Source organism: Streptomyces sp. NPDC006339, assembly GCF_040612775.1.
In the GTDB taxonomy this organism is placed as follows: Bacteria; Actinomycetota; Actinomycetes; order Streptomycetales; family Streptomycetaceae; genus Streptomyces.
Genome location: NZ_JBEXQW010000040.1, coordinates 71612 through 84123 on the forward strand (window position 1 = coordinate 71612; position 12512 = coordinate 84123).

At 71.9% G+C, this 12512-nt stretch carries 14 protein-coding genes; all 14 read right to left on the reverse strand.

What is annotated here, in order from left to right:
- Positions 1-26: 26 nt before the first annotated feature.
- Positions 27-1175: a hypothetical protein gene (locus tag ABZ135_RS28475; protein WP_356699469.1), complete on the reverse strand. Its 1149-nt coding sequence runs from the start codon at positions 1173-1175 to the stop codon at positions 27-29.
- Positions 1172-1630, reverse strand: a complete 459-nt coding sequence (locus tag ABZ135_RS28480) for a hypothetical protein (RefSeq protein WP_356699471.1) — start codon at positions 1628-1630, stop codon at positions 1172-1174. The genes ABZ135_RS28475 and ABZ135_RS28480 overlap by 4 nt, the downstream gene beginning before the upstream one ends.
- Before the next feature lie 322 nt (positions 1631-1952).
- The gene (locus ABZ135_RS28485; RefSeq protein ID WP_356699506.1) at positions 1953-2693 is read right to left on the reverse strand and encodes a glycosyltransferase; all 741 of its coding nucleotides are present in this window, start codon (positions 2691-2693) and stop codon (positions 1953-1955) included.
- Positions 2694-2744: 51 nt separating this feature from the next.
- On the reverse strand, positions 2745-3308 hold the full coding sequence (locus tag ABZ135_RS28490; RefSeq protein WP_356699473.1) for a hypothetical protein: 564 nt from the start codon (positions 3306-3308) through the stop codon (positions 2745-2747).
- 50 nt (positions 3309-3358) lie between these two features.
- Positions 3359-4126, reverse strand: a complete 768-nt coding sequence (locus tag ABZ135_RS28495; protein ID WP_356699475.1) for a hypothetical protein — start codon at positions 4124-4126, stop codon at positions 3359-3361.
- A 151-nt stretch (positions 4127-4277) separates the two neighbouring features.
- Positions 4278-5186: a hypothetical protein gene (locus tag ABZ135_RS28500; RefSeq protein WP_356699477.1), complete on the reverse strand. Its 909-nt coding sequence runs from the start codon at positions 5184-5186 to the stop codon at positions 4278-4280.
- A gap of 171 nt (positions 5187-5357) precedes the next feature.
- Complete coding sequence (locus ABZ135_RS28505; RefSeq protein ID WP_356699479.1) at positions 5358-5927, reverse strand: hypothetical protein; 570 nt, start codon at positions 5925-5927, stop codon at positions 5358-5360.
- A gap of 33 nt (positions 5928-5960) precedes the next feature.
- A complete protein-coding gene (locus tag ABZ135_RS28510; RefSeq protein WP_356699481.1) occupies positions 5961-6509 on the reverse strand; it encodes a hypothetical protein in 549 nt (182 codons plus the stop codon).
- 19 nt (positions 6510-6528) lie between these two features.
- Entirely contained in the window at positions 6529-8043 is a 1515-nt protein-coding gene (locus ABZ135_RS28515) for an ATP-binding protein (protein ID WP_356699482.1), read from the reverse strand.
- A gap of 28 nt (positions 8044-8071) precedes the next feature.
- Positions 8072-8533, reverse strand: coding sequence for a DUF6238 family protein (locus ABZ135_RS28520; RefSeq protein WP_356699484.1), 462 nt, complete (start codon positions 8531-8533; stop codon positions 8072-8074).
- A gap of 95 nt (positions 8534-8628) precedes the next feature.
- On the reverse strand, positions 8629-10101 hold the full coding sequence (locus ABZ135_RS28525; protein ID WP_356699486.1) for an SCO6880 family protein: 1473 nt from the start codon (positions 10099-10101) through the stop codon (positions 8629-8631).
- A gap of 81 nt (positions 10102-10182) precedes the next feature.
- Positions 10183-11562, reverse strand: coding sequence for an ATP-binding protein (locus ABZ135_RS28530; RefSeq protein WP_356699488.1), 1380 nt, complete (start codon positions 11560-11562; stop codon positions 10183-10185).
- Positions 11563-11598: 36 nt separating this feature from the next.
- Positions 11599-12291, reverse strand: a complete 693-nt coding sequence (locus ABZ135_RS28535) for a hypothetical protein (protein WP_356699490.1) — start codon at positions 12289-12291, stop codon at positions 11599-11601.
- A partial coding sequence (locus ABZ135_RS28540) for a hypothetical protein (RefSeq protein WP_356699492.1) occupies positions 12291-12512 on the reverse strand: 222 nt, incomplete at its 5' end. The genes ABZ135_RS28535 and ABZ135_RS28540, both read right to left, overlap by 1 nt.

Sequence of the window (12512 nt, forward strand, 5' to 3'; positions counted from 1 at the left end):
GGCTTTCTCTCGGGGGAGGCGACGCCTCAGCGGTGGCGGGCGGGCGTGCTGGTGCGAGGTGGCGGCGTGGGCGGTGCGGTGTCCACGGCAGGGCCGGGGCGGAAGCGCGGTACGGGAGTGCGGTGGGGCGGCAGGACGGCGACGGTCGCGCCGAGGTCCTCGGCCGCCTCCTCGACTTCGCGGGTGAGGAATTCGACCTGGCGGCCGAGCGCGGCGAGCCGGGCAGCGATCTGACGGCCCTGCACGGTCTCCAGCGCACCGGCGAACTGGGCGCCGGTTTCCAGGAGTTCCTGGAGGCGGACCGTCGGCCCCGCGTCGTAGCCGCGCTGGGTGGCGCTGAGGAGCGCGTTGGACGCGTCACCGGCGTGCTGGGCCTCGACGATGTCCCGGATGAGTTCCTGCAGCGACACCTCGGGCGCGGGCGCGGCCCGGTTGAACTCGGAGACATCGGCCCGCAGTACACCGGGCGGAACTGCGGCGGGCAGGTTCTGTCCGGCTTCGTATTCGTGGGCGTAGTGGCCGATCACCTGCCAGCCCGGTGCGTCCGGGTCGCCTCGCAGCGCGACCACCGTCGAGTCGTCGTCCTCGACCAGGTAGGCGAGGGTGATCGGCTGTCCGTCCGGGGCGTACCAGGACTCGGTGAGCTGCAGCTCGCCCCGCCTCTGCGCGGCCCGGGCTAGCTCGGTCCACATCTGCTGCTCTTCGCCGGTCAGCGGGGCCTTGTGCTGCTGGCGCTGGTCGAGGTCGGCGAGGTGACTGGCGATGAAGCCGTGGTCCGCCCAGGCGGTGAGGTGCGGCCACAGAGCCTTGTACTGGGCGCGTTCGCCTGCGGGGGCGGTCGGTCGGTCGAGCACTCGGCGGATCGCGGCAGTGGAGGCGGCCAGGCTGTCCAGCACCGTCCGCCACCCCGCCAGGTGTCGGGCGGGCGGCAACTCGTCGAGCGCACGGCGGGCGGTATCGAGCAGGGCTTCGGCGCACGGCGCGAGATACGTGGTGTACGCCTCGACGGCCGCCCTGTCGCGCTGGGCACGTACGTCTGCGGCGGCGTCCGGGTGGACGGTGCGTCCGTAGCGGTCGCGGGTCATGTCCAGCGCGGTCTCGGTCTCGCGGTCGATGACCGCCATCCGCAGCCGGAAGTTGCGGGCCCCGTCGGTGAGGCTGCTTCCGGGTGTCATCGGGATCGCCCGCCGCCTGCGGGCGTCAGGTGGACGGTGGGCGCGTAGGTGGGCCTCGGCGGGATCGGCCGGGCGGTCGGCGGGGAGGTGGTGGGTGGCGCTGTGCGCTGCGTGGTTCGGCCGGCGGCGGCCTGCGCGAGTCGGCTGCGCCGCTCCTGCAGTCCGTTGGGGCGGACGGGGCGCGGCGGGCCGGCCGATGCGGCGGGGTCGAGAGCGATGTCGGCGTGCACCGTGTAGCCCTGTCGCCGCAGGTCGTGGACGGCCTGGCGGGTGCGGCGGGGGCCGTCGTTCTCGGGTTCGACGAGCCGGTACAGCCGCGGTTGCCCGAGGACGGGCTCGAACTGCTCTCGCTCCAGGAACCAGTGGGCGAGGTGCGCGGGCAGGGAGGCGGTGAAGGAGGCGACGAAGCCGTAGTCCTTGTGGGTACCGAAGGCGAAGTGGGTGCCGGGTTGCAAAGGGGCGGGATTCTCCTCACGGGTCGGTGGTGGAGCTGATCAGCGGCTGTCATGGGCAGGACGGGCAGCGCGAAGGGCTCAGTGGAGTGGGAGCAGCGAGAGCCGGTGGCGGTGGCGCGCTCAGGCCGGCATGGCGGAGGGGCTCGTTGCCGGTGGGCCGTACGGCGGATCAGGGCGACGACGGCGGCCTCGTCGGCGCCTGTCGACAGGCGGCCGACGCCTCCTTCGTCCGGCAGGAAGTCCGTCCCCGCTCGGGCGCTGCTTGCCCGTGGTGATGCCGATGACGCCCGTGCCCCGCCTGGGCGACGGGGCGTCCCGCGTGTCAGCCGTGGGCCAGTTCCGCGCGGCTGCCCAGGATGGAGCGAAGGCTGTGGCCGTACTGCCAGGCGTGGTTGCGGGCCGCCGCCTCCAGCTGGTCGTACTCGCGCTGGGCAGTCATCTGCCCGCCCCACTTCCGGTACCGGTACACGGGGACCGGGAGCAGGACTCCGGGTGCGAGGGTGGAGGTGCCGACGGCCGCCATGTAGTCCTCGCCCTGGACGAGTCCGCCCATGCCGCCGGCTGCGCGTACGAGGCGGGTGCGGGCGAGGATTGTGGTTGGCCCGATCGGGATGGTGTCCTCAGGGCGCGGCCAGTAGGTGATCACGTCGCCTGCCGCGTGGTAGCCGGGCGGGGTGGGGCACTTCCACAGGCGGGTCGTACCGTCCGGGAGCCAGTCTTCGCTGTATCCCGCGACCCACCCGAGCCGGTCGGTGAAGGCTTCCAGTCGCAGGCCCAGGCTCCAGTCGGGGAAAACGTCATCGTCATCGGCCCAGTTCACGAACTCCGTACGGACCTGGGTCAGGCCGAGGTTGCGGGCGCAGGCGGCACCGACCGGACGCGGCAGTACGAGGGGCCGGATGCGGGGGTCGGCGGCAACCGAACTGGGGAGCAGCTGCGGATCGGACCCGTCGAGGACGAGGACGGCTTCCCACGGCGCGGTCTGCCGGGCGAGGCTCGCATGCATCTCCTCCAGGTAGGGCAGGCGCTCGGGGCGGAGCTGGGTGGCGATGACGACGGTGATCTGCGGGACGGACAGCGAAGGGCTCCTGTGTTCGGAGTGGGGGCGGGGCGGTCAGCGACGGGCGGCCGTACGCGACATGCCCGGCGTTGCGGGGAGGGGGGAGGCTGTGGACGGCGCTGGGGAGCGGGCCGGCGTGACGGTGGGCCAGGAGGCGGGGTTGCCGAACTCGGTGAGAGGGTCGGCGTCCCAGTCGACGACGGGGCCGGACACGGCGTACATCGTGGGGAACACCTCGACGCCGGAAGGGCGCAGGACGTATCCCCACTCCACGTCCATGTTGGCGACGGTCGTCTCGGTGACCGTGATGCGGGTCGGCGGCGAGCCGTCCGGGGTGATCAGGTTGTCCAGGGTTCGGCTGGGCCAGGGCTGTCCGCCGGTAAGGGCGGCGACGATCGCGGGCGGTGCTCCGTCGAGGAGGTCGCTGCCCAGCTCCTCCCAGCCGATGGCGACGTCGTCCACCAGGTGCCGGGTCATCGCCTCCAGATCACGGCCGAAGCGGTACTGAAAGGCGGTGACCAGCAGCGGGAGCTTCGAAGCGGGCGTGCCGTCGAAGCTCACGTACACCCCGGTGTACCCGGTGGCGGTGGGGCGGGCGATGAAGGATCCGGTGGTCAAGGAGAACGCTCCAGGAACGGTTAGCGGCTGGGGAGGTGCCGGGCGTCGGTCTACCGGTGGCGCGCGGTGGTAACGGCGTTGGTCGGCGCGGGAACGGGCCGGCGTGCGGGCGCGGTGGTCGGTGGGGTGGTGTGGCGGAGGTTCACGCCGATGCCCTTCTGGGCGAGGTGGTGGACCAGGGCCGGCAGGCGTAGCGGGCCGCACCCCGGAGCGAACAGGAACGCCGCCTGGTGCGGGTCGTAGTGGAACCCGAAGGAGTAGAAGGCCGTACGGACATCCTCGGGGACGCTCTTGTAGGGGGTGCCAAGTGCGCCGTCCTCGTACCAGGTCAGGGTGACGACGTCGGTCACCTGCGGCGGTCCGGGGCGGTGCGGGGGTTCGGGCTGGACGGCCGCGTTGCGCAGCACGGTGTCCAGGGCTTGCTGGTAGCGAGGCAGCAGGCGAAAGACGACCCGGGCGGCTGCGCGTGCCGGCTGGTTGGGGATGGCGATGCCGTTCGGCTCCTGGACGCCGACGAAGTGATGCGGCTTGACGCGGGGGCCGGAGGGCTCGAGCGGTGCCACGACGAACTGGTGCCGGTACAGGGGCCGGTCGGCGATGTAGAGCTGCCGTCCGTCTGGGTGGTGTAGGACTGCATGGCGGCTGAGGACGTACTGGCTGACGATGTAGTCGACGTGTCCGGTGTCCCAGAGACCCTCGACGGCGTCGAACTGCTGCTTGTAGGAGTCGTGTTCCTCATACTTGCTGGTCCAGTGGCCGGGCAGCCGCTCGGCCAGGGCAGCGGCGAAAGCGGAGAGACCCGTGCGTGAGGTGAGCATGTGCTCCCTGGAGAACGAGGGGGGACGCGTCTAGCGCCGGGCTCGGGGGTGACGGGCGGGAGGCGGCCGTCCGGTCGGGCTGTTCCTCGCCTGGACCCACGGGGGCGGGCGATGAAGGATCCGGTGGTCAAGGAGAACGCTCCAGGAGCGGTTAGCGGCTGGGGGAGGTGCCGCGCCTCGGCGAGCTGGGCGGAGACGGTGGGAGGGACGGCGTGGGTTTCCGGGCGGCGGACGGTGGCGCGGGGACGGGGGCGTACTCGGCGCGGAGGTTCTCCAGGTCGGCCTCGGCCACCTTCTCCATGGCGGTGCGGATGCTCTGGGCTGCCTCCCGCAGAAGGCGCTGGGCCTGGGGCGTGTGCCGGTGGTCCTGGCCGCGCCAGAGGGCAACACCGACGATGTGCCGGGCGATGTGGTCGAGCACCGGCGCGGTGATCCCGGCCAGGTGGTGCGTGATCGCGCTGACCTCGGCGGGCGTCTCGGCCGCCCCCAGGGCGGAGAGGAACGGCGTCAGGACCGGGAGCGGCAGGGGCTCCTGCGGGAGCGGATGCTCGGCGAGAAAGGCTGCCGCGTCCCTCCGGGCGTACCCACGAAGCACCCTCGGGGGCGTAGCGGCCCTCGTGTCGGGGGCATTGAGCAGTCCGAGTTCGGCCAGCCGCAGGTCGATCGCATGAATGAGGGGCGGGACGCTGCCGCCATGCACGGCTTCGGGCCGGTCAGGAGTGCCGGAGTCGTAGAGCACCTCGAACAGCGCTTGGTCGTCAGGGTGCTCGCGGGTCACGATCCACCCTTCGGGGTCCTCCGGCGGGCGGTCGGAGGAGGGCTCCTGCGGTGGGCCGATGATCAGGTGGCTGTCGTCGGGGAGCGAGACGCGCACGATGTAGGCGCTGAGGCCGTACTCGATGTCGCATTCCAGCCCGCGCTGGCGCAGGGGCGTGGTGATGTGCGAGTGGCGGGACCACAGCTCCTGCCACCAGGGGGCGGTGACGTGGCGGTGGTCGGGAAGCGGAGCGAGCCGGCCGGTGTGATGTGCATCTTCGAGGTTGCCGCCGTCAATGTCCATGGCTCCTCCGGCGGAGAGTAGACGCGCTGCGCGGTGAAGGTGTGTGGCGGGCGGGACCCCGCTGCGGCTCCTCGGGCCGGCAGGTGGTCCAGGCGGCGTCGGGGGGGTTGGAGGGGCGGTTCAGAGGTCTCCTTGACGAGGTGACGTCGGCGCAGGTGTTTTCGGCGCGGGTCAACGGTGACGTGCGCCCGGTGGGGGCGACGGCGGTGCCGCTACCGCCCGTTGGGCGGGCGCGGGCAAGAAGCGGTGGAGGCCGAGGTGAGCGTGGAGTTCCTTGGCCGCTTCGCCGATCGATTCCGAGGTGCGCCGCAGGTAGGAGCGCGCCGTGGCGTGGTCTATGACCATCGAGTTCCCTCGGTACCGCCTGGTGATCGGGCCCGCGGCCCGGGAGAGGGAGAGGGCGGTCTCCGCGGTCTCGGCGAAGTGAGGTGCTGCGTGGCTCGACATCGTGGCCGCGGTCGCGAGGTGGGCGAGGACGGCGCGGCCGGCACGGTTCGTACTGTGGGGGCTGCGGGCGAAGTCGGCCGCCAGCCGGACGACGTCGCGGGAGAGGTCGTGCGCGTCGACGGCGTGCTGGAGCAGCTCGGTGTACGACGGTTCGGCCGGCACGTCACCGGTGTCGTCGAGCAGCTGCCACTGTTCGGCGGCGTCGAGAAACGCGGTCTTCAGATTGTCGAGCGAACCGATCAGGCGGAGCGTGTCACCTCGCGGTATCAGCTCGCCCTGGATGTCGCGATTCATGTACCTCTCTCCTGTGCGGGGTATGGGCGCTGGTCAGCGTCCTCGCGGCGGGCTTGCCGCAGCGGGAGGTGCCACAGGGTGGGCCGGTGCGGTCGTGGTGCTGACCAAAGGTGCCTGCGAGAGCTGCGCGGCGTGACCACGAAGGTTCTGGGCGGCCGTCCGCAGGGCGGTGCCGGTGTGGTCAAGATGCTCTTGGAGGACATGCCGGACGTCGTCCGGAGCGGGGGTGCGCTTGGTGGAGGAGTGCCGGATGTTCTCGTGGAGGAAGCCGAGACGCTCGATGACCTGACCGAGATGGGCGAGGGCGGTGCCGAGAGGGGCCGCACACCGGGTGAGGGCTGCGGTGCCGGAGCGTTCGGCGTGGCCGTGCGCCGACGGGATCTCGGCTTCGTGGCGGCTGCTGGTGGCCAGCTCTTCGCTGATCTCGATCAAGTAGTGGGCGATGTCGCCGACCATGCTCTCGATGGCCGGACTGATGTCGTCGCCCTGACGCAGGTGCTCGGCATCGGGGAGGTCGTTGAGGGTCCTGTCGATACTTCGCGCGAGCCGGATGAAGTAGACGGGATGGCTGATATCAGGCATGGAGGGTCCCGTTGGCCTTTCAGTGCATTCGGGCGTCGGTGTCGAAGAGCGCCAGCTCGTGACCGTGCAAAAGATGTTGAACGATGAATGATCGTCCGGCGACCTTCCACAGGCCACGGCCGCGGTTCAGGTGCGCGATGGCGTCCATCTCGACCGAGGTGAGGCCGAGCAGGGAGGCCGCGGCCTGGAGCTGGTCGTTCTCCTGCCGGTAGATGATGCGGGTGGAGCAGTCAGCGAGGAGGCCCTCGGCGAGAGCGCGGCCCTGTGATCCGGCGTCGCCGGCGGTGAGCAGGTCGGACAGGCGGTGGATCACCAGGAGGTTGGCGATGCCAAGGCCGCGGGAGAGCTTCCACTGGGCCTGCATCCGCTGCAGCAGGCCGACGTGCCTCATCAGGCGCCATGCCTCGTCGTACACGATCCAGCGCCGACCGCCGTTCGGGTCAGAGAGGGCGGACTCCATCCAGGCGGACGCACAGGTCATGGCCAGGACGAGGGCCGTGTCGTCTCCGGAGCCGCCGAGCCGGGAGAGGTCGATGGTGAGCATCGGCGCGTTCGGGTCGAAAGCGACGGTGGAGGGGGCGTCGAACATCCCGGCGAGGTCACCGTGGACCAGGCGCCTCATCGCGTGGGCCAGGTCTCGGGCCGCGTCGCCGAGCTGTCCCGACATGATCCCGGCGGCCTCGTCGAGCGCCCGGGGATCGTTGAGGGTCGCGGCGATGTCGCCCAGGAGCGGGGTGCGGCCGGTGGCGGCAGCGTGGCTGACGACGGCGTCCAAGGCGATGTCCAGGGCGGTGTGCTCCATGGGCATCAGGTCCCGGCCCAGGACGGTCCGGGCGAGGGAGCCCAGCAGGAGCAGGCGCCGCTTGCGGATCTCGCCGACCCAGTCGGCCTCCGAGACGCCCGCGGGGCGCGGGGCCGCGTCGAGCGGGTTCAGCCGGCCGGGCAGTCCGGGCCCGAGGGCCACGGATCGTCCGCCGAGGGCTTCCGCCACCGGTGTCCACTCGCCCTTCGGGTCACACGGGACGTAGACGCGGTACCCGAAGGCGATCGAGCGCAGCGCGAAGGACTTGGCCAGCGCGCTCTTGCCCTGGCCGATGACGCCGGCCAGGAGGAGGTTCGGGTTGGTGAAGCCCTCGACCTTGCCGTACAGGGCGAACGGGTCGAAGACGAAGGACGCCTCGGCGTGGACGTCGCGCCCGATGTAGATGCCTTCTGGGCCGAGGCCGCCTTCGGCGAGGAACGGATACGCGCCGGCGGCCACGGCGGTGGTCATGCGGTGGGCGGGGAGTCTGAGCCGGTTGTGGCGGGCGGAGGCGGGGCCGGGGCGTCCGCCTGGAGGGTAGAGCGGGGCCGGTGTCTCGTGGTCGGCCGATGTGGTCTCGGTTTGGTGGGCGCTGGCTTCCGCGCGGGCCTTGGCGGCGGCTTCGGCGAGCTGCCGGCGAGCGGCCTTTCGGCTGGCCCGGTCGGTGCCGTGGGGGGTGAACAGGGGAGACGCGGAGGCGCGGCGGGCGCGGCGGGCGGGCCGGTGACTCATCGGAGGCCCTCGTTTCTGCGGGTCGTGCTCATCGCGCGCAGGCCGTGGTGTGCGCGCGGAGGTCGGTGGGGGTGGTCTTGCGCCGGACGACGTGGCCGGCGGCGAGGTGGCGCTGGCAGATGGTCAGCACGGGCGGTCCCTCGGGCAGCCGCTCCGGACGGCACGTGCTCGCCTCGGTGCCCGCCGTCGTGCTGCTGGGCAGCAGGTGGAAGGCGGCGTGGACTTCGCTGGCGGCCTGCCACAGGTGGGTGTGAGCGGCGGCCAGGTGACGGCCGGCCGCCGGGTGCGGTGGCCGGGTGGTCTCGGCGAGCCGGTCGAGGAGCTGGAGCACGGTGGTGAGGTGGGCGTGAAGTACGTCGAGGTGCAGGCGGTCCGCCGGCGGAGGCGGGTCCGTGTCCGACGGTGCCAGCGCGCGGGTGTGGTGGCGTACTCCGGCGTTCGCGGCGCGGAGATAGGGGTGGGCGTCGGCCGGGTGGGCGGGGGAGGTCAAAGGTGGTGGTCCTTCCTGCCGGGAGGCAGGGGTGGCGACGGGGGTTCCGCCGCAGACGATCGGAGGGGGCCAGCAGGGCCGGGGGCGGGTCTGGGTCACAGGGCGGTCCGGGCGAGCGGGAGCGCGCTGAGGGCGAAGGCGTCCGGCTGCTGGTAGTTGAGCCGGCGCAGGTCGACGCCCGAGGTGACGGCGTGGGTTTCGATCTGCGCGCAGGCGGCGTCCAGGAGGGCGTCGGTCTCGGCGGTGACGGTGATCAGACCCGTGAGCGCCACGTCGGCGTGACCGGCGATGAGCTGGCGTTCGCGGGTTTTGACGTCGGCGTACTCGACGGAGTCTTCCTCGCTGTCGACCTGTCCCCGGCGGGCGCGTTCGTTGGCGTCGGCGATGATCGCGGCCTTCTTCCGCTGGACGTCCCGCAGCGCGGACTCGAGCCCCTGCGGCACGTATATGAGGGAGAGGCTGCGCCGCACGCCGGCCGTGAACATCAGCCCGTGCAGGAATCCGGCCCCGATCTCGGTGCGCGGCCAGTTCTCCACCCAGTACGTCGCATGGCGTGCGCTGTCGGTGGCGATCCGGTCGTACTCCTCGACCTGGACGACGGGTCCGGCGGCGGCCGGGTCGGCCTCGGCGCGGCCGGTCTCGGACCACTGCTGGAGTGCGCCGAGGGCCTTCGGGTCGTAGGCGGTGCGGATGACGGCGGCGATCTCGCGCGAGCTGAGCCATCCGGTCACCTGGAGGCCGGCGGTGCGGGCGGCCTGGGCGATGGAGGCGGTGGTCTGCTCCATGACGGTGAACGCTCCGGGCAAGCCTCCGCCGGCCTGAGCGATGAGCCGCTTGGCGGCCTTGAGGTCGAGGGAGATGGCGAGGTAGGTCTCGTGCGGGGCTGCGGCGGGGCCGGCGGAGGTGACCAGCTCGGAGTAGATCTGGCCTGCGACCGGGGCCTGGGGCTGTCCGTTCTGGGTCCAGTGGCGGGTGAGGGTGTCGCCGCTGTCGGGGACGGTGCGTTCCAGGACCTGCACGGTGGCGATGTGCCCGCTGCGGGCGATGCTCGCCAGCGCGCGTCCCCAGCTGGTCACGTTGTGGTTCTGGGTGGCGGGGTCGAGGAGGGCGAAAGCGCGGGAGGTGACCCGGGCGATGGCGGTCAGCGTCTGCTGGTGGGGGTCGTGCACGGCCGCGGCGCCGTTGGCGGAGTCGCCGGGGGTGACCACCTTGAGGGAGGCGGCGCTGCCGGGCAGGTGCAGGACGCCGTCCTGCCGGGGGCGGGTGACGGGACGGGCGAGCCAGAGAGTCTGGCCGGTGCGGCGGCGGTGCGCGTGGCGAGCGACGATCGGCATCCAGTCGATGAGGGAGCGGCCGTGCCGGCGGATCGCGACAAGCGCACCGGAGGCCGCCCACAGGGGAATCAGGGCGACGGCACCGAGCAGCCCGGTGGAGACCACCGTCATCAGCAGCAGGGCCAGGGTGGCGGAGACGAGGACCAGTTGGGGCAGGGAGAGGCCGAGGAGGATGCCCCGGCGGGACCGGTGCGGGAACTTCACCGTGACCGGGGCGACGGAAAGATCAGTCAAGGGACGGGTCCTGTGGACGCGGGCGGAACCCGGGGGCGGGAGGTGACGTGCACGTCCCGCCCCCGGTAGTCGGGCAGAGGATCAGAAGCCGGCCGGAGGAGGCGGAGGCGAAGCCGGTCCGCTGAACGTGGCGTTCTGCGAGCCGGAGGACGGGGATACGCCCTGCGGCGGTGGGGTCGTGGTCGGCGGAGTGGACTGCCATCCGCCACCCTGGCCGGACGCGGGGTTCGTTCCGGAACCGCCCTGCCCAGGGCTTCCGCCCACCTGGCCGCTGGTGTCGGCGGACACGCTCGTCGGCGCGGGCTGCACGGCCTTCTCCAGACCGGACTTGATGGCATCACCACCGGGCGAGACGCCCGTTCCGCCGCTCGGCGAGCCTTCCCTGCCTTCTCCACCTGCGCCGGTCGGGTGGGAGGCGATGTCGCCGGGGAAACCACCGCCACCAGCCGCGGACGGGCCCTGCGGAGCAGCGCTCGCTCCGGCTGCCGCACCACCGGTTCCGGCGGTGACCGCCGCTGCGGCGGCCTTCCGGGCGGCCTTCTCGGCATGTGCCTTGGCGATCTGGGCTCCGGCGCCGCCGGCCCGGTGGATGGACTCGCCGTCCGTGCCCTCGGCCGCCCAGTGCACGAACTTGAAGACGGCGTACGGGCACAGCAGTACGAGAACCATGATGACGATGCCGGCCATGACGTCGGCGAGGGCGGCCACACCGTCCTTGGCCTCCGTCCGGCCCATGGCGGCGATGCCGAGCACGAAGATCACGGTCATCAGCAGCTTGCTGACCACGAGGGTGGCGGTGGCCTCGATCCAGCCCCGGCGCCAGCGCCGAGCGACCTCCCAGCCGCCTCCGGCGGACGCGAAGATCGCCAAGGTGACCATGACCAGGATGCCCACCTTGCGGACCATCATGACGCACCAGTAGAGGATCGCGCCGATCGCGGCACCGAGGCCGGCGACGACCGGTACGAGCCAGCCCAGTCCGGCGAGGGCGCCGATCTGGTTGACCTTCACGATGCGCCGCACAGCTGAGGCGATGTCCAGCTGCGCGGTCTTGAACAGGCCGTCGGAGATCGCGTCGACGACTTCGACGGCGACCGTGGTGAAGGCGATGGCGCAGAAGGCGAACAGGACGCCGCCCATGGTGCCGGTGAACGCCTGGGTCAGGGCTTGTCCGTCGCGGCGGACGGCGGCCCGGACCAGCTGCGCGCAGAACGTGGCGACCAGCAGGACCAGGCCCAGCGGCAGCAGCGTCTCGTAGTTGTCGCGGAACCATCCGGCGTTCAGGTCCACCTTGGTGGTGGTGTCGACGGCCTCGGCGGCCAGGTCGGCGGCAGCGGCGGCGAGCTCGCCTGCCGACTTCGCCATCCAGTCGCCGATCGCCTTGCCGGGGTTGGAGGCGAAGTCCACCGCGTCGCCGACGGCGCACAGTTTGTCCGCAAGGGGGAAGTCACAGAAACCCACGAGGAGTTACTCCTCCTTTCTTGTGTCAGGCGCGGGTCACTGCGTGACGTTCGGAGCGATGGCGGCGAGAGAGCAGTCGTGGCTGGGGCGGCACTGCACGGCCAGGGTCACGGCACGCTGCTCGGCGCCGGCGCCGGCGTTCTTCCAGGCGATCTGCTGCTTGCCGTTGACGGTGACGACGTAGATGTACGCCTTCGTGATCGCGGCGGGGTCCTCGGTCAGGGCCTGCTTGAACGCGCCGGGGTAGTGGCCTTCGAGGGCCGTTCCGGTGGCGTGCTGGTCCTGGTCGGCCATCCGCGACCACAGCACCGGATCGGGCACCTGCCCGACGACGGAGGCCCAGTCGGCGTACTTAGTCTCGCTGGTCATCCACGCCCGCATCCCGGCGAGTTGCTGGTCGCGGCTGGTGGTGCGGGTGTCGTAGGACCACAGCATCTGGGCCGCGGCCTTGGCGTAGGCGACCGGCTCGGCGATCCGCGGAGGATGGGGAACGGACCCGGATCCGGCCGCGGGCTTCGGGGCGGCCTCGGAGGAGGACGCGCTCGGCGCCGGGGCCGCAGCGGCGGTGTCCGGGGTCTGGTGGCCGTTGTTGCCGCCGGACAGCCAGGCGACGACCGTGGCGACAGCCAGCAGAACGGCGACGACGGAGGCGACGATCGCGATGCGCCGGTTGGCGGACAAACCGGCGCCGTACGAGGACAGCGAAAGGGAGGGGAATCGTTTCGGCATCACTGGACCTGCGACCCGAGGGCCGAGAAGAAGCTCACGATCCCGTTGGCGGCGCCGAGGCCGAGGGCGGCGCCGGCCGCAACGACCGCGCCCTTCTTGCCGTTGGCCTCGGCCTGGTGACCACCGGTGTGGTGGCCCCAGGCCCACACGCCGAGCGAGACGGCGAGGGCACCGACGACGGCGATGATCCCGAACATGTTGATCGAGTTGACGACGTTCTT